The 22,548-nt window shown below is 64.6% G+C and carries 15 protein-coding genes and 1 riboswitch; of the genes, 9 read left to right on the top strand and 6 right to left on the bottom strand.

The annotated features are described in order from the left end of the window. Nucleotides 1-27 precede the first annotated feature (27 nt). From addA to tsaE, 5 genes are read right to left on the bottom strand one after another with little or no spacing between them, the layout of a single operon-like run. Nucleotides 28-3,687, bottom strand: coding sequence for a double-strand break repair helicase AddA (addA, locus tag ACP154_RS03545; protein WP_421856720.1), 3,660 nt, complete (start codon nt 3,685-3,687; stop codon nt 28-30). Then, nucleotides 3,684-6,737 (bottom strand): double-strand break repair protein AddB, encoded by a 3,054-nt coding sequence (addB, locus tag ACP154_RS03540; protein ID WP_421856723.1) that lies wholly within the window; start codon nt 6,735-6,737, stop codon nt 3,684-3,686. Before addB ends, addA begins: the two co-directional genes overlap by 4 nt. Beyond that, nucleotides 6,734-7,456 (bottom strand): nucleotidyltransferase family protein, encoded by a 723-nt coding sequence (locus ACP154_RS03535; RefSeq protein ID WP_421856726.1) that lies wholly within the window; start codon nt 7,454-7,456, stop codon nt 6,734-6,736. Before ACP154_RS03535 ends, addB begins: the two co-directional genes overlap by 4 nt. After that, complete coding sequence (locus ACP154_RS03530) at nt 7,453-8,559, bottom strand: aminoglycoside phosphotransferase family protein (RefSeq protein ID WP_421856729.1); 1,107 nt, start codon at nt 8,557-8,559, stop codon at nt 7,453-7,455. Before ACP154_RS03530 ends, ACP154_RS03535 begins: the two co-directional genes overlap by 4 nt. Then, on the bottom strand, nt 8,540-9,001 hold the full coding sequence (gene tsaE, locus ACP154_RS03525; RefSeq protein ID WP_107711697.1) for a tRNA (adenosine(37)-N6)-threonylcarbamoyltransferase complex ATPase subunit type 1 TsaE: 462 nt from the start codon (nt 8,999-9,001) through the stop codon (nt 8,540-8,542). Before tsaE ends, ACP154_RS03530 begins: the two co-directional genes overlap by 20 nt. A gap of 140 nt (nt 9,002-9,141) precedes the next feature. Between tsaE and ACP154_RS03520 the strand changes: the two genes are divergently transcribed. The 9 genes from ACP154_RS03520 to ACP154_RS03480 all read left to right on the top strand — a co-directional run bounded on the left by ACP154_RS03520 (nt 9,142) and on the right by ACP154_RS03480 (nt 21,713). Beyond that, entirely contained in the window at nt 9,142-10,359 is a 1,218-nt protein-coding gene (locus tag ACP154_RS03520; protein ID WP_421856732.1) for an NAD(P)/FAD-dependent oxidoreductase, read from the top strand. 55 nt (nt 10,360-10,414) lie between these two features. After that, complete coding sequence (locus tag ACP154_RS03515; RefSeq protein WP_107711695.1) at nt 10,415-10,735, top strand: 2Fe-2S iron-sulfur cluster-binding protein; 321 nt, start codon at nt 10,415-10,417, stop codon at nt 10,733-10,735. 33 nt (nt 10,736-10,768) lie between these two features. Continuing rightward, a riboswitch (cobalamin riboswitch) is annotated at nt 10,769-10,968 on the top strand. Nucleotides 10,969-11,123: 155 nt separating this feature from the next. Beyond that, on the top strand, nt 11,124-13,067 hold the full coding sequence (locus ACP154_RS03510; RefSeq protein ID WP_421856735.1) for a TonB-dependent receptor domain-containing protein: 1,944 nt from the start codon (nt 11,124-11,126) through the stop codon (nt 13,065-13,067). Then, the gene (locus tag ACP154_RS03505) at nt 13,064-13,912 is read left to right on the top strand and encodes an ABC transporter substrate-binding protein (protein ID WP_421856738.1); all 849 of its coding nucleotides are present in this window, start codon (nt 13,064-13,066) and stop codon (nt 13,910-13,912) included. The genes ACP154_RS03510 and ACP154_RS03505 overlap by 4 nt, the downstream gene beginning before the upstream one ends. Continuing rightward, entirely contained in the window at nt 13,909-14,898 is a 990-nt protein-coding gene (locus ACP154_RS03500) for a FecCD family ABC transporter permease (protein ID WP_421856741.1), read from the top strand. The genes ACP154_RS03505 and ACP154_RS03500 overlap by 4 nt, the downstream gene beginning before the upstream one ends. After that, nucleotides 14,895-15,662: an ABC transporter ATP-binding protein gene (locus tag ACP154_RS03495; protein WP_421856744.1), complete on the top strand. Its 768-nt coding sequence runs from the start codon at nt 14,895-14,897 to the stop codon at nt 15,660-15,662. The genes ACP154_RS03500 and ACP154_RS03495 overlap by 4 nt, the downstream gene beginning before the upstream one ends. 199 nt (nt 15,663-15,861) lie before the next feature. Continuing rightward, on the top strand, nt 15,862-16,188 hold the full coding sequence (locus ACP154_RS03490; RefSeq protein ID WP_107711690.1) for a DUF4212 domain-containing protein: 327 nt from the start codon (nt 15,862-15,864) through the stop codon (nt 16,186-16,188). An 11-nt stretch (nt 16,189-16,199) separates the two neighbouring features. Next, nucleotides 16,200-18,143 carry a sodium:solute symporter family protein gene (locus ACP154_RS03485; protein WP_421856747.1) on the top strand — a complete coding sequence of 648 codons (1,944 nt, stop codon included), beginning with the start codon at nt 16,200-16,202 and terminating at the stop codon, nt 18,141-18,143. 156 nt (nt 18,144-18,299) lie between these two features. Next, the gene (locus ACP154_RS03480; RefSeq protein ID WP_421856750.1) at nt 18,300-21,713 is read left to right on the top strand and encodes an ATP-binding protein; all 3,414 of its coding nucleotides are present in this window, start codon (nt 18,300-18,302) and stop codon (nt 21,711-21,713) included. Here the strand turns inward: ACP154_RS03480 and ACP154_RS03475 are convergent. Beyond that, the gene (locus tag ACP154_RS03475) at nt 21,710-22,372 is read right to left on the bottom strand and encodes a response regulator transcription factor (RefSeq protein WP_107711687.1); all 663 of its coding nucleotides are present in this window, start codon (nt 22,370-22,372) and stop codon (nt 21,710-21,712) included. The two genes, ACP154_RS03480 and ACP154_RS03475, sit on opposite strands and share 4 nt — an antisense overlap. Nucleotides 22,373-22,548: the final 176 nt, after the last annotated feature.

Raw genomic sequence — 22,548 nt, 5'->3', positions numbered from 1 at the left:
GAGACCTAGGAAGCCCCAGCGCATCGGTCAAGCATCCGCTGGGCGCCCGGCGCGGCTGAGCACTGCGTCCAACCGGTCTTCGGGCAGTTCCATCAAACGCGGCGCATCTGTCCAAAGTAGGGCGCAGCGCACCGGTTTGTCGGGGTGAAGGCCCTGCAATAGCGCGCGATAGGCGGCCATTTGCGCCAGATAGGCGCGGGGGACGTCCGCAACATCTGTGGGCGGTGGTCGATTGGTTTTGTAATCGACGATCAGGACTTCGTGATCGGTGACCACCAACCGATCAATCTGACCGTTGATCACCATGCCGCCAGGCAGACCCGCCGCCTGGCCGGCCACCGCCGCTTCGGCGCGTGAGCCGGGCTGGAACAGGGCGGCGAAGGCGGGATCAGCGATCACCCGCAGGGTTTCTGACGCGATCTCCTGGCGTTGGGTTTCGCTCAGATCGGTTTGGGTCTCCAGATACCGCAAGGCCGATGCTTCCCGGCGCTCAAGCTCGATATCGGGCAGGGTCTGGAGCAGCTTGTGGATCAGCTCGCCGCGACGGAATCGCGATTGTCCGCCCGCCGCCAGGGGAGACAGGGAGGCAGGCTCAACCCCGTCCTCTTCCTCGCCCAGAAGGTGAGAGGGTGCGACCGAACGCACAGGCGCCGGATCCGCGGGGGGCGGCCGTGTCGCCCAATCGGGCAGGGCCATGGGGGCCGGCGGGGGCGCCGCGCTGGCGACCAGCGGCTTGGGATCGGCGCCAAAGCGCAGCCCCTCATGGGCGGCCCAACCGTTTTCTTCGGCCACGGCGTCCAGCGTCGTGCGGATCGGGCGCCAGTCTTCACCCGTCCAGCTGCGCTGACAGCGATCATACCAGCTGCCCGCATCCACCTTGCCGGCGACGCCATGGGTATGCCCGCAGACGATCAGGCGATCTCGGGCGCGGGTCATCGCCACATATAACAGGCGCTGATATTCGCCATCGGCGTCCAGCTCCTTGCGCTCGGCCATGGACGCCATGAGCGGCGGCGGCGTTTTCATGTCCGGCGCCCACAAAAGCCCGGCCTCTTCATGGACGAACAGACCGCCCGAGCGGTCTTTGGGCATTTGGGTGGTGTCGGGCAGGAAGACGATCGGCGCTTCAAGTCCTTTCGCGCCATGTACGGTCATGACCCGCACCTCGCCGCGTCCGGCTTCCATCTCGCGCTTGATCTGGGCGGTGTCCGCCTGCAGCTCAGCCACAAATCGAGACAGTGAGGGCGCGCCCTCCACTTCATGGGCAAGCGCGCGGTTGAGAAACTCTTCCGCCGGATCACGCGCCTCTTCACCCAGGCGCGCATAGAGCCTTGCCAGACGGCTTTCTCCGCTAGGGCTGGCTTCGGTCAGAAAGCGCGCGAAGAAGGCGTAGGGCGCGTCCGTCTCAACGCGGGCTCGGGCTTTATCGAGCACTGTACGGGCTTCGGCGAAACGCGGATCCTCGCTCTGGCGCAGCTTGTCCCAAAGTCGCGCGCCGGGCTGGCGGCTGAGGTCAAACAAGGCGTCGTCGTCAAGGGGCGGGGTGGGCGTGTTCACCGGATGAAAGAACGGGCTTTTGAGCACTTCTGCCAGCGACAGATCGTCTTCGGGCAAAAGCGCGAAGCGGGCGAGAGAGAGTAAATCCTCCACCACCAGCTGATCAGGCAGGGTCATCCGGTCCGCGCCCGCCACCGGCACGTTTTTAAGCTTCAGCCGCCGGATGATCTCCTCAAACAATCCGCCGCGGCGCCGCACCAGTACGATGATGTCGCCGGCATGGGCCGAGCGCAGCCGCCAGGGCTTGCCTTCTTCCCACACCCCGTCGCCGCGCTTGAGAATGTCGGCGATCTCAGCGGCGACAGCTTCCGCCAGCTGATTGCGCGCGGAATCCTTGCGCTCGGCGTCCACGGGCCGCAGATCTAGCTCGTCCTCCTGCCCGCCTTCGGGTTTGGGGACCGCCGGCCAGATCTCCACACAACCCGGCGCATGGGCGCGGGCGGCGAGATGGCCGTCATAGCGATGAAACGCCAGCGGATCGCGCCGCTCCAGCGTTTCAGGGTCGCTCATCAGCAGCTTGGTTTCGAGCCCTTCCACCACGTCCTTGCGCTCAGGGCTGAGGGCGGCCGCTTCAGCGGCGAAGCAGGCGTCCACCGCCGCCAGGATTTCAGGGCTGGAGCGGAAGGAGACGTTGAGCGGCGGGCTCTCAAAACGCAGGCGCGCCAGTCGCGCTTCGGTCTGAAGCCGCTGACGCTGGGCCAGAAACTCGCGCGGGTCGGCGTTCTGGAACGAATAGATGGATTGTTTCTCGTCGCCGACGCAAAACACGGTGCGCTGAAGCGCGCCGGGATGGTGTTCGGCATGGGCGCTTTCGCCCGCGAAGAATTCCTCGGTCAGCGCATTGATCACCGACCATTGTTCCGGCGCGGTGTCCTGGGCTTCATCCACCAGCACATGATCCAGTCCCTGATCGAGCTTGTAGAGCGCCCAGCCCCGTGCTTCAGAATCCGTCAGCAGCAAGCGCGCGCGCTCCACAAGATCAGAGAAATCCACCCGGCGCAGACGGTTGAGGCGTGCTTGATACTCGCTCAGCAAGCGCTCGGACAGACGCAAGGCGGCGCGGGTCATCCGGTTGGCGGCGGCGGCCGCCAACCGGGGCAGGATCTCATCGCCCACCCGGTGAATTTCCGCGCCTTCATCACCGAACAAGGTCACAAGGATGCGGTAGTTTTCGCCGGTCTTCTTTGAGAAGATGGATTTGGGCTTTTTCAGCGCGCCGCTCTTGGTGGTCAGAAACTCGATGTAGTAGTCAAAGGCTTCTGCGGGGTCTTCTTCGGCTATATCCAGAATTTCCAGCAAGGCTTCGGCGCTCGCCTGATCGGTTTTCGTCCCGCCGGTTTGCAGCCCGCTTAATGCCGCTTCCAGCGCGCCCACATCAGTATCCGCCCAGGCCTCGGCCAGCACCTGATCCACATCCAGCTCGGGGTCGACGCCCAGGAGCGCGCTCGCCTGTTCCAGCAAAGCGTCCAGCGAGCCGGCTTGCGCAAGCGCCTGAGTGATTTCATGGCGTTTGGACATGACGAAGCTGGCGAGCCTTGGCAGGGCGTCCGCCCCGGCATTGTCAATCAGCGCAGCGATCGCCTGAGCGATCTCGCCTTCAGGCTCCTGGTGGGCCAGTCCCGACACTGCATCCAGCGCCTCGGCCTGCAGCGCCTGACCGGCGGCGTCATCCTGGACCTCAAAGCCGGGCGGCAGGCCGGCCTCCAGCGGGAAGCGCCGCAACAGGCGCTCACAAAACGCGTGCAGGGTCTGGATTTTCAAACCGCCGGGCGTTTCGAGCGCGCGCGCAAACAGGCGCCGCGCTTCAGCCAGTTCCGGGCGCTGGCCCTCGGTGACCAGGGCATCCAGTTCCGCGGTCAGCGCGTCATCGGGCAGGGTCGACCAATCGCCCAGCTTGCGAAACAGGCGCGTCTGCATTTCGCCCGCCGCGGCCTTGGTGAAGGTCACGCACAGGATGCGGTCAGGCTTGGCGCCCGCGAGCAGCAGGCGCGCCACTCGGTCCACCAGAACGCGGGTCTTGCCCGAGCCGGCATTGGCCTCGACAAAGACGCTGGCGGACGGGTCCGCGGCGCGTGATTGCGCGGCGCTCGCGTCCGAGACGACGGCGGGATCAAATCCGGGCTGGCTCATGACGCGCCTCCCTCTCCATTCTCGTCGCCGGGCGCGCTCGCCCATTCCTTGCGGCGGGCCAGATGGTCGTAATCGCCCCATCGATTGACGAATTTCACGCGCGGCTGGCTGGGATAAGTCCGCCGGGGGTCGTCAAAAGTCGCCACCCATTTCACCAGTCGGTCCAAAGCCTGCTCGGCCAGAATGCCCGCATCGTCGCCATCGGGATTTCTGACCATGGATTTGGGCTCGCCGGGCACGCGCCCGCCGGACAGGCGCACATAAATGAGATCGCCCGGCTCGTGACTGGGCGCATCTTCAAACGCGCCGCGCGCGGCCATTGCAGCCTCCAGCGGTAATTGCGGGGCGAACCCGGCGGCGACTTCCTTGGCGGAAGGCGGCTGACCGGTCTTGTAATCGACGATATCGAGCGCGCCGGAGGGTCTGAGATCAATGCGGTCGGCGCGTGCGGTCAGGGTGAACAGGCCGCCGGGCGCCTCAAAGGTAATATCGCCCAGCGCTTCAAGGGCGGTCGGCAGGAAGCCGTAATCGCGCCGCTCCTCTTCAAAAACGATCATGTATTGCGCCACGCGCTCAAAGCGTTTCATCTCAACGCCCAGCGCATTGTCGCTGAACCCGGCCTGGATCAGCGCGCTTTCCCCCTCTTTCAGCAGCCGTTCCAACGCGTCGCGTGGCAAGGTGTCGGCGTCGCCCAGGCTGCGCACCCAGCTTTCCAGCGCCGCATGATAGGCCGTGCCGCGTTCGGGCGGGCCGGCAGGGCGGTCCAGCGGGTCGAGCTTATCGAGGCGCAGGATTTTGCGGGCGAAGATCGAATAGGGGTCTCGCACCCAGGTCTCGATCTGGGTGACGCTCAATTGCCGGGGGCGCGCCTCAACCGGCGGTGCGGGCTCGGGCGGTGTGATGAAGGTATGAGCCGTCGTGGCGTCGAGCGCGTCGGCCAGCGCCAGATAATCGCGTTTCGGCATCAACGCCTGCTCGGACTGTTCGCCCAGCGCGCCGCGCGCCAGGGTTTTAAGGCGCCACAGCCAACGAGAGGCGACGGTGGGCGCGCCATCCAGCTTGGCCGAGCGGGTCAGGGTCACGTCGCGGGCGCAGGCGAGTTGAGCGAAATCATGGGCGGCGAGGCCGAAGCGTTCTTCGGGCGCGGACAAGCCCGCCGCCCTCCGCATGCCGCGGCTCAGGAAGGGGTCTGACTTGGGCGCGGCGGGCCAGACGCCCTCATTGAGCCCCGCCAGGATCACCCGGTCTGCTTCCGCGAGACGCGCTTCGAGCGGCCCCAGAATTTGCAGGCGCGGATGCGCACCATAGCGGGGGCGAACCAGACGGGACCGGGCGGTTTCCAGCACGGCGCGGGCAAAGTCATGCAGGCTCAAAGGCGGCAGCGCCTCGGCGTCTTCCATGAATTCCCGCATCAGAAGGGCGGCATTTTCGCCGGCATCGGTCGCCCACAGGCGATCTGCGCCCGCCATGTCATTGGTGCGCGCCAGCGCTTCAGCGCTTTCAACCAGCGCCTGGGTCCAGGCGCGCATGGTATGCGCGCCCTCAAGCGCACTTAGGGGCGACAGCGCGTGAGCCAGCGTGTCGATGATTTTGCCCCAGCGCTCGCGCCGGTCCTCATCATCGCCCGCGGCGTCGCGCACATGTCCGGCCAGCGCCATCCAGCTATAGCCCGGACGGCGACCGCGCAGGGCGCGTCGCTCCATGGCGCCCAGAACGGCGCGCAGGGGGGCGCGCTCTTCGCCCAGAGCAAACAAGGGCGATGTGGCGAGCGCGGAAAACGCCAGCGCTGACCCGGGGTCCAGCGCAGCCTGCAGAACGCGGATAAGGAAGGCCCCGGAGGGCGTGTCGGATAAAGGCTGACCGGCGGAATCGTCCACCGTCACGCCAAAGCGGGCCATTTCGGTGATCACCCGGCGCGACAGATTGCGGTCAGGGGTCACCAGAATGCCGCGTGCGCCCGGCGTCTCTAGCGTCTCACGCAGCATCAGGGCGATGGCGCGCGCCTCTTCGGCCGGCGCCGGCGCATCAATCACGCTGAGGCCTTCAAGGGCGGTTTCAAAAACGTCTTCGCCCCAGGCTTTTTTCAGGTCCTCCACCCGGCGCAGCCAATCCGCCGTGGCTTCGGCGGGGCGCAGGGCTTCGGCGATGACGCGTGCCCGCGGCGCCTCCTGTCGACCTTCCTCGGCCCCGGGCCAGAAGCGGACCTGATCGCGATCCAGGCCGATCTGTTCGATCAGGGTTTTCATGGCGCGCTGGGGGTGGCCGTCATCAATGGCCGCCCAGGCGTCTTCATCCATATCCCGTGCAAAACCGGGCAAGACCACGCAGCCCTGAGGCAGGCTCGCGACTGCACTCAGAAGCTCTGCGGCGGCGGGGATGGAGCCGGTCGAACCGGCGGCGATGACAGGGTCGGCGGGCGGGGTCTCGCGCCAGCGCGCCGCCAGCGCCTTGAGCAGAAGCGAGCGCCGCCGCGCCGGATCCACACGCTGCATCTCTTTCAGGCGCGCAGGCCAGGCCTCCAGCACAATGTCCAGAAACAGCGCGGCTTCTTGCATGTGGGCAGGCAGATTGGCGCGCACGTCTTCGGTCAGAGCGCCCAGATCCTCCACATCCTCGGTGGCGAGATCATCCAGTAAGCGCGCCAGATCATCCGCCAGCGCCAGTGCGCCGCCTGCACCCATGGAGCGACCGACCGCTTGTTCCTTTTGCAAGATCAGGCTCGCGAGCTCGAACCGGCGACGGGCGGGCGAGACGGCTTCAGGGGCGATGTCGGCGAGTTCCCCCGGTTCAAAGGGCGGCTCATCCGCGTCCACATCTCCGATGGGGCGGATCATCGGCAAGAGCGCGGCGCCCGGCGACAGGCGGGTGAAGGCTTCGGCCAGTTCGCGCCCGGCGCGGCGGGTGGGGATCAGCACCGTCACCCGGCTGAGCGCATCCGGATCGGAAAAGGCGTCTTTCAGGCCGCGCGCCAGTTCGGTCAGGAACGGCGCGGCGGGCGGCAGGGTGAAAACCCGCGGCGAAGGGTGTGAAAACAGGTGATCAGCGCTCATGCCAATGAGCGTAGCCGATTCTCGGCGGCTTCACGCGCTTCAGGATCGCCCACATGCATCCAGAACGCATCCATGACGCAGCCATGGACGCGCCCGGCTTTGAGGGCGGTGTTCCAGATCAAATTGGTGGAGAAAGGCTCGACGGTCAGGCCCTTGAGGACGCGCGGATGCAGAATCTGAACACCCGTATAGGCGTAGGGAGCCGCCGGTTGATCATTGCGGCGTGTGAGCTGGCCATCCGCCTCAAGAAAAAAGTCCCCCGGTCCGTCAAACCCGAGCGTGTTCTCCACCGGCGTGATCAACAGCAGCACGTCCATGCGCTCGGGATCAAAGGCTTGGGCGAGCTTTGACAATTCGCTCGGGCCGTCCGTCTCGCGCCAGACGGAATCGATATTCGCCACAAAGATCGGCGCCTCGCCCAGCATCGGCGCTGCCTTGGCGAGGCCGCCGCCGGTTTCCAGCAAGTGCTCACGCTCGTCGGAAATCACGATCCGGGGCGCCGTGCGGCCCGCAAGATGCGCCTCAAGCCGGTCAGCGAAATGGTGGACATTGACCACGGCGGTCTCAACGCCAGCCTGCAGGAGCGTGTCGAGGGTCCAGTCGATAAGCGCTTTATCGTCCAGCTCCACCAGCGCCTTGCAGCGATCATTCGTGAGCGGGCGCATACGGGTGCCAAGGCCCGCCGCCATCACCATGGCTGTGGTCGGCGTCGGGATCATGATCCGGCGTCCTTGAACAGGGCCGGGGTCAGGGTTTTGGCGACCGCGCGGACGGGCGCGAGAGCCGGATGGGCGAGATCGCGGACGAAATGGCGCTCCACACGCGGCAAAAGATCCAGATAGCGCGGCTTGCCGTCGCGCTGGGCGAGGCGCACGAAAATTCCCAGGATCTTGGCGTTGCGTTGGGCCGCCAGAACCGCGGCGGCTGCGTCGAACGCCTCGCGGTCACCCAGGCCCGCCGCAGTGAAAAAGCGGTCGGTCAAAGGGGTCGCCAGATCGGGCGCCACATCGCGGCGCGCATCCTCGATCAGCGAGACCAGATCATAGGCGGGATGGCCGAACAGCGCGTCCTGAAAGTCCAGAAGCCCGACCTTGGCCTCATGCGCGCGCTGGGGCAGCCAGATCAGGTTCTCGGCGTGGTAATCGCGCAGCACCAGGCCCGGTGCATGGGCGTTCAGAACCGGCAGCACCTCCGCCCAGGCCTTGCTCCAGTCGGCTTTGTCCGCCTCGGATGGGGATTGGCCTTTATGGGGGGCGTACCAATCGGTGAACAGTTCGGTCTCTGCGCTGAGCGCCAGCGCGTCATAGTCCTGAAGGGTCCAGCGATGGCCAAACGCTGTCGGTTCACGCTCAATCGAGGCGCGATAGATCGCCGCCAGCGTTTCAACCGCGGTCGCATAAAGCGCGCCTTCATGGGCGACGCTCGGGATCAGGCGTGCGAACAGGGCGTCCGTCAGATCCTCGATAATTAAAAAGCCCTGATCAATATCCGCCTCGAATATGCGCGGCGCGGAAAAGCCGCGCGCGGTCAGGGCGTTGGCGATGGCGGCGAAGGCGGCGGTGTTGTTGCCGGCCAAGCGCGCGACGGCGTTATAGCCCAACGCCTGCCGCTCAGTGTCGCTGGCGTCCACGGGACAGGCCGGGGCTTCAGACCCGCCGGGCGCGTCCATGAGTATGGCGGTGTCAGTCCCGCGGTTCAGCCGGAAATAGGACCGGCTGGAGGCGTCGCCCGGGAAGGCGCGCACATCCGCATCGCCCCAGCCCGCCGCCTTGATGAAGTTGGCGCGCGCGTGTGCGCGGGCATCAGTCTGCAAGTCCGCCAAGGCGCGTCTCCCAGCTTCCAAAAGCTTCAAGGCGTGCGGTGCGTCCGCCAGCCTCTGTTTCCTTCAAGACTATCTCAAGCCGGTCCGCCGGGCGCCAGCGCCCCATGCGGTCAGGCCATTCGATCAGGGCGGCGCCGTGATCCAGCGCGTCATCAATCCCCAGCTCATCAAGCTCTTCGGGATCCTCAAGCCGGTAAAGATCGGCGTGCAGCAGCATGAGGCCCTGATCGGTCTCATAGGGCTGGACGAGCGTGTAGGTGGGGCTGGGCGCATCTTTTTCGCCGGTCAGCGCTTCAATCACGCCGCGCGCCAGCGTGGTTTTGCCCGCGCCCAATCCGCCCTCAAGCAAGACAGCGTCGCCCGGCCGGAGCAGGCGCGCCAGGCGCGCGCCCAGCTGCGCATTGGCTTCAGGGTCTGGCAGGGTCAGGGTCAGGACAGTCATGATGAGGCTGATAGGACGGCTTGCGCATGGCGGCAAGACTTGGCGCAGCCTCGTTTGCGCAGTCCGGCGCTTGACTTGACCCCGAGGGCGCGGCGCCATGCACTTATAAGAAACGAGATGTACAGGGAGCGCGGATCGCAGTGTCCGGAACGGTCATTATCGGAGGCGGCCAGGCCGCCCTGTCCGCAGCGGCTGAATTGCGCAAGCGCAAATATGACCAGCCGATCATCGTGTTGGCGGGCGAAACCGCCGCGCCGTATCAGCGCCCGCCCCTGTCGAAAGCATATCTCGCGGGCGAGTTGCCGGTGGATCGGCTCTGGCTCAAGCCCGCCGAATGGTATGACAAGGCCGAGATTGATTTGCGCACCGGCGTGCGCGTCACCGCCATCGACCGCAGCGCCTGCGATATCATCACCGAAACCGGCGACCGCATCGCTTATGACCGGCTGATCCTCGCCACGGGCGGGGAGGCGCGTCGTCTGGCGCTGCCGGGCGCGGACCTTGCCGGCGTGCACGTATTGCGCACGCTGGCTGAAACCGAAGACCTCGCCGCCTCCTTTAAGGACGCACGCTCCATCGCCATTATCGGCGCGGGCTATATCGGGCTTGAAGTCGCCGCGTCCGCCCGCAAGCGTGGCCTGGACGTCACGGTGCTGGAGGCCGCCGAGCGCCCGATGGCGCGCACGGCGAGCGCGCTACTGGGCGGCTGGTTCGGGGCGATCCACCGCGGCTATGGCGTCGATCTGCGTGTTCAGGCGCCGGTGGAGGCGATTGTGGGCGAGGGCGGCAAGGTCGCAGGCGTCGCGCTGGCCGATGGCGAGACCGTGAGCGCCGATACGGTGCTGGTGGCCGCAGGGCTGACGGTGAACGACTCGCTGGCGCAAGCAGCCGGGCTTGAGTGTGAGAACGGCATATTGGTGGATGAGACCGCCCGCACCGGCGATGACCGCATTTACGCCATCGGCGATGTCGCGCGCTTTCACTCCAAACGCTATGGACGCTCGATCCGGCTGGAATCGGTGCAGAACGCTATAGATCAAGGCAAGGCGGCGGCGCAGGCCATATGCGGCATGGATGTGGATTATGACCCTGTGCCCTGGTTCTGGTCGGACCAGTATGACATGAAGCTGCAGATCGCCGGCCTGATCGAGGGCGCCGACCAGATGATCCGCCGTGGGGACCCCGAAGAGGGCAAGTTCGCGCTGTTTCACCTGATGGGTGGACGCCTGATCGCGTGCGAGGCGGTCAATTGCGCCCCTGAATACATGGCCGCTCAGCGTATGATCGCTGCGAACGCCAAGCCTGATCCGGACCGTTTGCGCGATCCCGGAGTGGCGATGCGCGACTTCCTGTCCTAAATAGCGCCCCAAATGCGGGCAAAGCCTGCCTCACAGATTCTGGAAGACCTCTCACATGGCCAAAATCACCTATATCGAGCATGACGGAACCGAGCATCAGGTTGATGTCCAGGACGGGCTGACCGTGATGGAAGGCGCGATCCGCAACATGGTGCCCGGCATTGACGCCGATTGCGGCGGCGCCTGCGCCTGCGCCACCTGCCACGTCTATGTGGACCCGGCCTGGACGGACAAGACGGGCGAGCGCTCCTCCATGGAGGAGTCCATGCTCGATTTCGCCAGCGACGTTCAGGAGACCTCGCGCCTGTCGTGCCAGATCAAGGTGAGCGCGGCGCTCGACGGTCTGGTCGTGCGTTTGCCCGAAGAACAGGGCTAGTGCGCTTGACCGTGGGGCCGAGCCCCGCTTAAACACCCTGACTACGCGACGGTTCTCCCGCGAGGGAGCGAAGAGGGAACACCGGTGCGACGCGCAAGCGTCTGGTCCGGGGCTGTACCCGCAACTGTGAGCGGCGAGGGATGCGCCTCATGCCACTGGATCGTCAGATCTGGGAAGGCGGCGTATCGCATTGACCCGCAAGCCAGGAGACCTGCCATCGCGGTCGCTCGTTCTGGGTGCGGGAACACACCAGTAGAACGCGGACGCCTTCCGTTTGCAGCGACGACCGGCGCGTCGAGCGTCGTTCCGATTTCGTCGGAGCGAAGCGCCGTTGCATCGCTGTACGCCGAGAGCCGCTCACGCTCCCGGCGCCAACGGAGGCTTCAAGATGAAAGCCCAATTCTCTCTAGCGGCGCTTGCCGTCGCCCTGTCAGCCGCCCCCGCGTTCGCTGAGGATCAGTCCGAGGACACCGTCGTCGTCACCGGTGTGCGCGCGCCCAGCCTTCTGGAGCGCCTGCCCGCCACCCTGGACGTGATTGATCGCGCCGAGCTGGATCTGAACACTCACATCACGCTGGTTGAAGCGCTGTCCGCTACGCCGGGACTCGCCATGGTTCAGTCCGGCCCGGCCGGGTCAACCGCCAGTGTTTTTGTGCGCGGGTCGAATTCCAAACACATCCTCGCGCTCTATGACGGCATCCGTCTCAATGACGTGTCGGCGTCCAATGGCGCGTTCAATTTCGGCTCGGATCTTGTGGGCGATGCGGGCCGCATCGAGCTGGTGCGCGGCCCGCTGTCCTCGCTTTATGGCTCAGACGCTGTGGGCGGGGTGGTCAACATCCTGCCGCGCCGGGCGCCCGAGAGCGGCTCCGAGCTTTATGGCGAAGCGTCCGTGGGCGCGTTCAACACCTATCGCGCCCTTCTCGGCGGCGGCGTGCGCGAGGGGCGGTTCAACTTTGCCGCGACGGCAGAGTATCAAGAGAGCGATGGCTATGACGTGACGCCGGATCGCATCTCCACCTCGACCGGGGATCCTGACCCGTCGCAATTTTCGGTGCTTTCGGCCAATGGCGGCTTTGCCTTGACCGAAGCGCTGAGCGTCGAGGCGCTGATCCGGCATCGCGAGTCCGAGGTGGACTTTGACACGTTCTCGGGCGGCCCCACGGGGTTCCAGCGGGCCGACGACACGGATCTGCGCAGCGAGGACTCCCAGAGCCTGTGGAGCCTGGGGCTTGTCTATGCGCGCCCGTCCAATGATTTTCAGAGCCGCCTTCGCGCAGGCCGCGTTGAGATGTCGCTCGACAGCTTCAATAACGGCGCAGTGACTGACGAGTATGCGGGCGAACGTGATTTCGCCCAATGGTCCAATGTCTGGACGCCGGACGCGTTGTCCTCGCTGATCGACCCTGTGGTCAGCTTCGGAATCGAATATCAAGATGAGACCGCAAAGACCGATACGGCCTTCAATGCGCCCTTGTCGGTCAGTGAAGACTTGTGGTCCGCCTACGCCGCCGTACAGGCTGGTCTGACCGCGCGGTTTGACATCACCGGCTCAATTCGTTTCGACGACTATGAAGCGTTTGGCGACCAGACCACATACAATCTGGGGGCGGTCTACCGTCTGGATGCGCTGAATACGCGACTGCGCGCCAGCTATGGCACGTCTTTCAAAGCCCCGAGCCTCTCGGAACGGTTTTCAAGCTCCGCTTTCGTTTCCGCCAATCCGGATCTTCAGCCTGAAGAGGGCGAGACGTTCGAGATCGGTTTTGACAGCGCTCTGGCGCTGGCGGGTCGCGAGGCGGCGCTTCGTTTCGGCGCCGTCTGGTATGACACCGAGATCAAGGACCTGATCGAGTATGTCTATGACGGTGCGCTGTTCATCGGCCAAAACCGCAATGTGGGTGAAGCAGATTTGCAAGGCTATGAAGTCTTTGCGCAATGGTCGCCGGTTGATCAGGCGTCGGTGCGCGTGGACTACACCTATACGGACGCGCAGAACGCGACCACCGGCGCGCAATTGCTCCGTCGTCCCGAGGACAGTTTCGCCGTCACAGGCACATGGCGGCCGATCGAGATCGCGTCGCTCAGCGCCACCTGGCGTCATGTCGGCGAACGTCTGGACGTGACGTATGATGATAGCGGCTTTTTCACCAGTAGCGCAGGTCAGACCCCGTCTTATGAGACGGTCGATCTGACAGGCACGCTGGATGTCTACGACCGGCTTCAGCTGGTCCTGGGCGTTCGCAATCTCTTGGATGAGACCTATGAGCCTGTCTCAGGGTTCGCCGGCGCGCCGCGTGCGGTGACCTTCGGCGTGCGGTTGCGTCCGTGAGCGCCCGGGCGGCGGTTCTTCTCGTCGCCCTGATGTTGGGCGCCGTCGCCGGTTCGGCGGCGGCGCTCCAGCCGCGCGTTGTCTCGCTGGACTATTGCGCGGATCAATATGTTCTGGGGCTGGCGGATCGCGAGGCGATCGCAGCCGTGTCCACGCATGCCGATGACCGTCATTCCTATCTGCGTGACCAGGCGCGAGATCTGCCTCAAATCCGTGACGACGCCGAAGACGTTCTGGCCTTGGCACCGGATTTGATTGTGCGCGGCTATGACGCCGGTGGCCGGGCCAGCACGTATTATCAGCGTTTGGGGCTTGAAACCTTTGAGCTGGGGTTCAGCGCTGGGTTTGATGATGTGGAAGCTGTCATCCGGCGGACCGCCCTGGCTCTTGGCCAAGTCGACCGCGGCGAGGCGCGTATCGCGCATATGCACAGCCAGTTGGCGCGCGCCGCTGACGGGCCGCGACTGCGCGCGCTCTATATGACGCCTTCGGGCCTCACAACAGGGGCGGGCACCTTGATTCACGCCTTCATGACGGCGGCGGGCTTTGACAATGTCATCGCCGAGCAAGGCAAGTCAGGCTGGGTGAGCGTGCCGCTCGAACAGCTGCATGAGCAGGCGCCTGACGTCATTCTTGCGGCGTTCTTTGACGGTGAGACCGCCCCCATCGACAGCTGGTCGGCCAGCCGGCACTCGGTCTTTCGGCGGATGATGGAGACCACGCCTGTCATTGAACTGGATGCCGCGGCGCTCTCGTGCGGGGCCTGGTTCATGGCGGACGAGGCGCTCCGCGCGCGGCAGGCCGCCAATGCGCTCACCCTGGAGCTGGAGGGAGCTGAGTCATGACGCGTCTGATCCTCTCCGCCGGTTTAGGGGCGTGTGCTGTCATGGTGCTTCTGGCTTCGGTGCTGTTGGGAACTTCAGAGCTGTCCTTGCCGCAGGCGTTTGTGGCGCTTTGGGGCGGCGGCGATGAAACCGCTCGCATCATCGTCTGGGAGATCCGCCTGCCGCGGGCGCTTGCGGCCCTGGGCGTCGGCATGGCGCTGGGAGCGTCGGGGGCGCTGATGCAAGGCTTGCTCAGAAACCCGCTGGCGGAGCCGGGGGTGCTGGGGGTGTCGGCGTCCGCATCTCTGGGCGCGGTGATCGCTCTTTATTTCGGGATCAGCGTGCTGGGCGCATTCACCGTGCCGGCCTTCGCCATTGCGGGCGCGCTGGCGGCGACCTGTGTCTTGAGTCTACTGGCCATGGTGCGGATCAGCGCCGTGCAACTGATCCTGGCGGGGGTCGGTCTGTCCAGTTTTGCGGGCGCATTAGGCGCGCTGGCGATGAATTTGGCGCCGAACCGGTTCGCACTGGCGGACATGGTGACCTGGATGCTGGGGTCGGTCACTAATCGCTCACTGGATGATCTGGGTGTGATTGCTCCGTTCTGGGTTGCGGGCGCGGTGCTTGCGGTGCTGACGGCGCCGCATTTGCGCGCTCTGGCGCTGGGCGAAGAGACGGCGCAAACCCTGGGCGTTGATCTGGGCCGCACCCGAACCGGGGTGATCGGCGCCGCAGCGCTGTTGACCGGCGCCGCTGTTGCGATTTCAGGGGTGATCGGTTTTGTCGGCATCGTCGCACCGCATATTGTACGGCCCTTCGTGCGTCATGACCCGTCTGATCTGGTCTGGCCGAGCGCGCTTCTGGCCGGCGTTCTGATTGGTTTGGCGGATCTGGTGCTGCGCTTGGTCCCGCTGGATCAGGAATTGCGGCTGGGCGTCATGGTGGCCCTGATCGGCGCGCCGGTCTTCATCCTGATCGCTGCGCGCAGCCGGGGGATGGGGCGATGAGCCAGGAGGGGGCGACCAGTCTTGTTCTCGATCATGTGACCGTGAAACGCGGCGGTGTGAGCGTGCTCAAGGATGTCACTCTGGGCGCGGCGCGCGGTCAGATGACGGCTCTGGTCGGGCCGAACGGGGCGGGCAAGTCCACTTTGATAAAGACAATTCTGGGACTGTTGAAAGCCGAGAGCGGCGCCGTTTGGGTGGAAGGCGCGCCCGTTCAGAGTCTGTCGCCGAAGGCCCGCGCCCGCACCATGGCCTATCTACCGCAAGATCGCAGCCTCGCCTGGTCCATGACGGGCGGTGATCTGGCTGCATTGGGGCGCTTCGCCTGGGGCGGGGCGGCTTATGACCGATTATCACATGCGGATCGGGCTCAGGTGGACCTGGCGTTGGAACACGCCAGCGCCAGCCATCTCAGGGATCGTCTGGTTCATGATTTGTCGGGGGGGGAACAGGCGCGGCTCCATCTGGCCCGCGCCTTGGCGTCTCAAGCCCCGATCTTGTTGGCGGACGAGCCGATTGCAGCGCTTGATCCCCGCCATCAGCTGGAAGCCATGCAGGTGCTGCGCCGCCAGGCGGATGAGGGCGCGACCGTGATCTGTGCGCTTCATGATCTTGAGCTGGCCCGCCGTCACGCCGATCAGATCGCCGTGCTTGATTGCGGGCATCTGCGCATCAAAGCCGCGCCGCATCAGGCGCTCAGCGACGAGATTCTGGCCGAAGTGTTCGGCGTGCAACGCACCCGGTCTGACGGCTTTGACCTGTTATAGTCTCTCGATCGCCTCTAAATAAAAATCTGAAACCAATGCCTTTTTCATCGCCGTTCGGTCGGGGCTCGCTGTTTGAGCGTCGTCAGTCGCCCGCCGATGATCCATGGGGCTTCGACCAATGTCGGGCTGCCCGCTCCGGCGTCTGACTGACACCCTTCCTGTCATACGGGGAAAACCCCGAAGAAAAGGGAGGAGCACGATGGCTGACTCAGACCATCCGACCACCGGTGAGCCGCCACAGGGGGCGTCCGGCGACCACACGATTTCCGAGGACAAGTATCGGCGCTACTGGCAGGAAAACCTCAACCTGATGGGGATCCTGCTCGCGATCTGGTTCACCGTGTCCTACGGCTTCGGGATCTTGTTTCGTGACTTTCTGGACAATTTCTCCATTGGCGGTGCGCCTCTGGGGTTCTGGTTCGCGCAGCAGGGCGCGATCTACGTCTTTGTCATTTTGATCTTCGTCTACTCCGCTTTGATGCATCGCATCGAGCGCAAGTATGACGTCGAAAATGAGCACGAGTAAGGGAGGCGGATATGGAATCGACCATTCTGGGTCTCGACACCACCTTGTTCTGGACCGCGTTTTTCGTGATCGGAACTTTTGGTCTCTACATCGGCATCGCCATCTGGGCGCGCGCATCGACCACTGAAGACTTTTATGTGGCCGGCCATGACGTGCACCCGATCTTCAACGGGATGGCGACCGCCGCAGACTGGATGAGCGCCGCCTCCTTCCTCTCCATGGCGGGGCTGATCGCTTTCATGGGCTATGACGGCTCGGTCTTCCTGATGGGGTGGACCGGCGGGTATGTGCTGCTGGCGCTGCTCTTGGCGCCCTATCTGCGCAAATTCGGCAAATTCACCGTGCCCGACTTTGTGGGCGACCGGTATTACAGCCAGGCGGCCCGCATCATGGCGGTGATCTGCGCTCTGTTCATCTCCTTCACCTACATCGCCGGCCAGATGCGCGGCACGGGCATCGCCTTCTCCAACTTCCTGGGCGTGCCGATCGAGATGGGCGTCATCATCGGCGCGATCATCGTGCTGTTCTACGCAGGTCTGGGCGGCATGAAGGGCGTCACCTACACCCAGGTGGCGCAGTATTGCGTGCTGATCTTCGCCTTCACCGTTCCGGCGGTGTTCCTGAGCTTGCAGATCACCGGCACGCCGATTCCTCAGCTGGGCTTTATCGGCAACACGACAGACGGGACGCCCTTGCTGCTCAGCCTGGATCGAACACTGACCGATCTGGGTTTCACCTCGTATCTGCAAGGTGAGAAGGCCATGATCGACGTGGTGGCCATTACGGCGGCCCTCATGGTGGGGACGGCGGGACTGCCGCACGTGATCATCCGCTTCTTCACCGTGCCGCGCGCGGCTGACGCTCGCAAATCGGCGGGCTGGGCGCTGATCTTCATTGCGGCGCTTTACACCACGGCGCCGGCTGTGGCGGTGTTCGCCCGGTCAAACTTCATCGAGACCGTGAATGAGAGCACCTATTCAGTTGAGGTCGCCCGTCAGGACGCACGCGCCGCTGACATGGGCGAGGGGGCGACCCCGCAATGGTTCTACAACTGGGAAAGCACCGGGCTTCTGGGCTTCACCGACAAAAATGGCGATGGCCGGATTCAGTATCGTGCGGATCCTGAGGTCAATGAAGTCACCACGCTTGATCGTGACATCTTCGTGCTGGCCAACCCCGAAATCGGCGGTCTGCCCGGCTGGGTGATCGGCCTTGTCGTCGCAGGCGGTCTGGCGGCGGCGCTGTCCACCGCAGCGGGTTTGCTGATGGTGATCAGCTCGGCGGTGTCCCATGATTTGTGCCGCAAGGTCCTGATCAAGAATATGAGTGACACTCAGGAGCTTCTGGTCGCCCGGATCGCGGCCGTCGGTGCGGTTGTGGTGGCGATCTATGCGGGCATCAATCCGCCCGGTTTCGTCGCAGCGGTGGTCGCTTTCGCCTTCGGTCTGGGCGCCGCCAGCTTCTTCCCGGTGATCTTCCTGGGGATTTTCTGGAAGCGCATGAACAAGGAAGGCGCCATCGCCGGCATGGTGGTCGGCCTCTCGATCACTGCGGCCTATATCGTGCACTTCAAGATCGGCTTCAGCCCGACCGTGCTCGGCGTGGTCGCCCTGATCATCAGCGTCATCCTGCTGATCATGTATTTCGGTCTCAAGGAAGAAGGAGACACCCGGCCCATGCTGATCGGTGCGGTCGTGTTCGGAGTGATCTTCCTGGGCGGATTGTTCGGCCTCTTGCCTAACATTCCCCAAGGCACGACCGATCAATGGTTCCTGGGCGTGTCGCCAGAGGGCTTTGGCGCGGTCGGCATGGTGATCAGCTTCATCACCGCAACAGTGGTGGCGCTTGCAACCAAGGCTCCGCCACTGGAAGTCCAGAACCTGGTGGAGGACATTCGCATGCCGTCCTCCGTCACCCATGTCACCCATGCCAAGGCGACGGGCCCGGCTGAATAGCCAAAGCCTGTGCCTCAAACCGAACGCGGCGGCTCATCGAGCCGCCGCGTTTGTGTTTGATCAGAGCGTTGGCTGGTCAGGGCTTTGAATAATCGTCTATCGTTCACACGAGTCTGATCCAGAAGACGCCCTCGGGACCGTCAGGAAGGAGAGCCTTTGCCGCTCAGTCTCGCGCTAGTGGTGCTTGGCGCCTATGTAGCCTTGCTGTTCGTGCTCGCCGCTTGGGGGGACGCGCATGCCGCACGCTTTGACCGCTCCGCCAAGCGCCGGGCGGTTTTGTATACGCTGGCGCTGGCGGTCTATTGCACCAGCTGGACGTTTTACGGTGCGGTGGGCGAGGCTGCGCGCGCCGGCTGGGATTATCTGCCCATCTATCTGGGACCGGCGCTGGTGTTCTTGCTGGGGTTTCCCATTATTCGCCGCCTTGTGGCGCTGGGGCGGGAGCACGACACAAGCTCGATCGCAGACTTCCTGTCCTTGCGCTATGGCAAATCCGCTGCGGTGGGCGCGCTGGCGACGCTGGCGCTGCTGCTTGCGCTCATCCCTTATATTGCGCTTCAGCTCAAAAGCGCCGCCGCCTCGCTTGATCTGTTGACCGATGATCCTCTGGGGCGCGGCTGGGGATTGCCCGTTGCGGTCAGCCTGGCGGCCTTCGCCATGGTGTTCGGCCAGCGCCACACCGACACCGCCGCCAGTCACCGGGGGCTGGTGCTCGCGGTGGGGTTTGAATCTCTCGTCAAACTCGCGGCGATGCTGGCGGTGGGCTGGCTCGCCGTCGAAGTGTGGATGAACGCCTCGCCGCAAATGCGCCTGGACGCGTTGGCGCAATCGCCCCTCACGGCGCCGGGCGTGGACTTCCGGTTTGTGGTGCTGACGCTATTGGGGGCGTTTGCGGCGCTCTGCCTGCCGCGACAATTTCATATGATGGTGGTGGAGGTTTCCAGGCCTTCCGACGCCAATCTGTCGCGTTGGGGGTTTCCGGCGTATCTGGCGCTCGTCGCGATCCTGGTCCCGCCCATCGCCTGGGCGGGGGGCACGCTTCTGAACAGCCCCAATCCCGACGCCTATGTGCTGGCTTTACCGCTGGAGTTCGACGCGCAAGGCCTCGCCGTACTGGTGTTTCTGGGCGGGTTCTCGGCCGCCGCCGGCATGGTGACCGTCACAGCGCTGGCCATGTCCACCATGCTCGTGAACAATCTGGTCGGGCCCTTGTTTCTGGCGGGCGCGCAACGCGGCGGACTGGCCAAACGGTTCCTGATGTGGCGCCGCGCCATGGTGCTGGGACTGGTCGGGCTGGCTTATCTGTTTCATCTGGGACTGGACGAGCAGGCGGCGCTGGCCGGAATCGGACTGGTTGCGTTCGCCGGCGTCGCTCAGCTCGCTCCCGCCTTGTTGTTTGGCCTTTACTGGCGCAAGGCGAACCGGGCGGGCGCCTTGGCGGGCATGGGCGCCGGGATCGGGCTTTGGGTCGCACTGATTTTGATCCCCAGCTATGCCGGCGCACCGCCACCGGGGCCGGAGGGTGTGGATTCGTTCGCTTTCGCTGCCATCGTTTGCCTGCTGGCCAATGTCATCGCCTTCATCGGCGCTGTGGCCTTTTCCTCCTCCGGGCTGGTGGATGAGTTGCAGGCTGACGCGTTCACCGGCGTGCGCCCGCCCGAAACTGCGCCCGCCATGGGCGCGCGCATATCCGATCTTGAAACGGTTCTGGTGCGGGTGCTGGGCGCTCAGCAGGCTGAGCTCGCATTGTCAAACCTGTCCCAAGCGGTCGCCAGACCCTTGCGGTCAGGGGATGTCCTGACCTCAGCTGTGGCGGGGTTGGCCGAGGCGCGCCTGGCGCGGGCTGTGGGCGCGGCTTCCGCGCGCATTCTGATGACGCGCGTCCTACGGGGCGCCCGCGTCAGTCCTGGCGACGTGGTCAAACTGATTGACGAGACGGCCGAGCAATTGCGCTCCTCCGAGGACCGCTTGAAGGAAAGCGAACGCTCGATCCGGTTTTACACCGACAATCTTCCGGTCCTGCTCAGCTATGCTGATCGCGATTACTGTCTGCGCTTCGCCAATAAAGGCTATCTGGATTTCTTCAATCTGGATGCGTCTGTGATTGGTCGTCCGCTGGCTGAATTCATGAGCGAGGACGAATACGCCTTGCGTCGGCCGCATATGGAGGCGGCGCTCAATGGCGAGCGCCAGGTGTTTGACATTTCTCGCCGCAAGGGCGGTGGCCGCGCCCGTTCCTGGCAGGTGGTCTACCAGCCCCGCACCGAGAACGGTGAAGTGGTGGGCTATTTCGGCGTCTATCAGGACAACACCGCCCGGCGCGAGGCGGAAGAAGGGCTCAAGCGCGCTTACGACATGCTGGAATCGCGCGTGGAGGAACGCACGGCGGCGTTGAAGGCGGAAAGCGAGGCGCGGCTGCAGCTGGCGCAGGATCTGGAAGCGGCTCGGCACGAAGCGGAGGCCGCCACCCAGTCCAAGACCCGGTTTCTGGCCGCAGCCAGTCATGATTTGCTGCAGCCCTTGTCCGCCGCCCGGCTTTATGCCGGCGCTCTGGAAGGGGCGCTGGGCGAAAGCGGGTCTGAAGGCAATCGCAATCTTGCTCATCAGATCGAACGGGCCATTGACCATGCAGACCGTTTGTTGCGCGCGCTTCTGGATATTTCACGGCTGGATGCGGGCGGCGTCGCCCCGCGTCCCAGCGTGTTCGCCATTGATGAGCTGATTGAGGAAACCGCCGCCCAGTTTCGGGCGCGCGCTCTGGCCAAGGGCCTGGAGCTGCGGGTGGTCCGCAGCCGGCTGGCGGTCTTGTCGGACCGGGGTCTGATGACCAGCGTGGTGCAAAACCTCATATCCAACGCCATTCGCTACACGTCCAGCGGCAAGGTGCTGGTGGGGGTCCGGCGTCACGGGGATCAGGTGCGCCTGCAGGTGATCGACACCGGGCCGGGCATCGAGCCGGATCGCCAGCAGGCGATCTTCCGGGAGTTCCATCGCGGCGTGGTTGACGCCGGGGAAGATCAGGGGCTCGGGCTGGGCCTGGCGGTGGTGGACCGGATATGCGCGTCTCTGGGTCACAAACTGGTCCTGAAAAGCGCTTTGGGAGAGGGGGCGACCTTTGAAGTCATCCTGCCACGCGCCGCTTCGCGCGACCGGCAGACCGTGGCGCCGGCGCGCCGGCGTCCGGGGGATCTAGCCGGGCTTTCCGTCCTGTGTGTGGATGACGATCCGGGCGTGCTGCAGGCTCTCTGTGCGTTACTGGACCGTTGGGGCTGTGATGTCCGCGGAGCAGAGGACGCGGCTACGGCGTCAGCCGCATATGCGGAACAGCCGCCTGACCTGGTGATTGTGGACTATCAGCTCAATGACGCGCTTACGGGACCGGAGCTCTATGAGTCGCTGTGTGCGCATTGGGGACGGCGTCCGCCGGGGCTTCTGGTCACCGCAGAACGCAGTGACGCCGCCGAGGATGAGGCGCGTGCGGCAGGGCTGGATCTGGTGCGAAAGCCCGCGTCCCCCGCCGTTCTGCGCGCCAGCCTTGCTTCGCTCAAACGGAAATTAGAGGCGGGTTAGACAGACTGCTCGGCGGGCGGTTCGACGTTGAGCGCCTGAGCGACCAGCACCGCCTGGGTGCGGTTGATCACATCGAGCTTTCTGAAAATCGCCGTCACATGCGCTTTTACGGTCGCTTCAGAAATCCCCATATCGTAGGCGATCTGTTTGTTCAGGCGGCCTGCAGACAAACCATGCAGCACGCGCATCTGCGCCGGGGTGAGTTGGGCGATCTTGGACGCCGCTTCCGCCGCCTCCTGCGCCTGAGGATCGCCGCTTTCATCCGGCGCCCAGACATCCCCGTTCAGGACCGCTGTCAGCGCCTCTACCAGCTGAGCCATGCTGGCGGTTTTGGGGATGAAGCCCGATGCTCCAAACTCCAGCGCGCGCGCCGCCACGCCAGGCGACTGGCTGGCGGAGATGACCACCACCGGCGCGCTGGGATAGCTTTTGCGCAGCTCCGCCAGGCCAATGAAGCCTGAGCTGTCGGCCATGTGCAGATCCAGACACACCAGATCCGCCGGACCGTCTTTCAGGGCGCTCAGGGTTTCCGCCAGCGTACTGGTCTCCACTAGGGTGCGTCCTGGCGCAGCTTTACTTACCGCAGCGCTGAGCGCGCCCCGGAACAACGGATGGTCATCAGCCAGAATGACCCGGCTTTGCGCGGAGTTTGCAGTCACACATGTCTCCTCGTCTGTAGGTGCAGTCTAAAGGGCTTCATCCAGGGCCGTCGTCTGAGCAAAAAGTAGCACACGCGAAGTCCCATATTTCGACGAACGTCCCATACCGCCACGCTCTCTGTACAACGATACTTCCAAGATAAAGCCGAAAAAACGGCTCGAGCCTGATGGCTATC

This window comes from Oceanicaulis sp., assembly GCF_965249665.1.
Lineage (GTDB): Bacteria > Pseudomonadota > Alphaproteobacteria > Caulobacterales > Maricaulaceae > Oceanicaulis.
This window is presented reverse-complemented; position numbering and strand designations above follow the sequence as displayed.

Excerpts from the sequence above, each read along its gene's own strand:
- addA (WP_421856720.1), bottom strand. The coding sequence starts at position 3,687 with ATGAGCCAGCCCGGATTTGATCCCGCCGTCGTCTCGGACGCGAGCGCC.
- addB (WP_421856723.1), bottom strand. The coding sequence starts at position 6,737 with ATGAGCGCTGATCACCTGTTTTCACACCCTTCGCCGCGGGTTTTCACC.
- ACP154_RS03535 (WP_421856726.1), bottom strand. The coding sequence starts at position 7,456 with ATGATCCCGACGCCGACCACAGCCATGGTGATGGCGGCGGGCCTTGGC.
- tsaE (WP_107711697.1), bottom strand. The coding sequence starts at position 9,001 with ATGACTGTCCTGACCCTGACCCTGCCAGACCCTGAAGCCAATGCGCAG.
- ACP154_RS03515 (WP_107711695.1), top strand. The coding sequence starts at position 10,415 with ATGGCCAAAATCACCTATATCGAGCATGACGGAACCGAGCATCAGGTT.
- ACP154_RS03510 (WP_421856735.1), top strand. The coding sequence starts at position 11,124 with ATGAAAGCCCAATTCTCTCTAGCGGCGCTTGCCGTCGCCCTGTCAGCC.
- ACP154_RS03500 (WP_421856741.1), top strand. The coding sequence starts at position 13,909 with ATGACGCGTCTGATCCTCTCCGCCGGTTTAGGGGCGTGTGCTGTCATG.
- ACP154_RS03495 (WP_421856744.1), top strand. The coding sequence starts at position 14,895 with ATGAGCCAGGAGGGGGCGACCAGTCTTGTTCTCGATCATGTGACCGTG.
- ACP154_RS03490 (WP_107711690.1), top strand. The coding sequence starts at position 15,862 with ATGGCTGACTCAGACCATCCGACCACCGGTGAGCCGCCACAGGGGGCG.
- ACP154_RS03485 (WP_421856747.1), top strand. The coding sequence starts at position 16,200 with ATGGAATCGACCATTCTGGGTCTCGACACCACCTTGTTCTGGACCGCG.